This window comes from Exiguobacterium sp. SH3S1, assembly GCF_004337105.1.
Lineage (GTDB): Bacteria > Bacillota > Bacilli > Exiguobacteriales > Exiguobacteriaceae > Exiguobacterium > Exiguobacterium aurantiacum_A.
The window spans coordinates 1-414 of sequence record NZ_SJUW01000040.1 but is presented as its reverse complement, the minus strand read 5'-3'; the positions used below and the strand labels follow the sequence as shown (position 1 = coordinate 414).

The window sequence follows — 414 nt, the reverse complement described above, 5'->3', positions numbered from 1 at the left end:
CGCTAATCCGAAAGCGATTATCTACTTTGGCTCGGTGTTCTCATTGTTTGTCGGTGATAACGTTGGCACTACCGCGCGCTGGGGCATTTTCGCGTTGATTATTGTCGAAACGCTGGCGTGGTTTACTGTGGTGGCCAGCCTGTTTGCCCTGCCGCAAATGCGCCGTGGTTATCAACGTCTGGCGAAGTGGATTGATGGTTTTGCCGGGGCGTTATTTGCCGGATTTGGCATTCATTTTATTATTTCGCGGTAATGCCAGACGCGTCTTCAGAGTAAGTCGGATAAGGCGTTTACGCCGCATCCGACATTATTTTTCACGCATGCCTCGCCGATGCTAACAGCGCTCCCACCAGCATAAACAACGAGCCGAAAATCTTATTCAGCGCCTTCATCTGCTTTGGTCCTTTAATCCAT

General features: G+C 50.2%; 1 protein-coding gene. It reads left to right on the top strand.

Translation table 11 applies throughout. The features are described from left to right. The coding region (locus tag EVJ26_RS14300; protein WP_161567625.1) for a LysE family transporter at nt 1–253 on the top strand (253 nt) is incomplete at its 5' end. Nucleotides 254–414 lie beyond the last annotated feature (161 nt).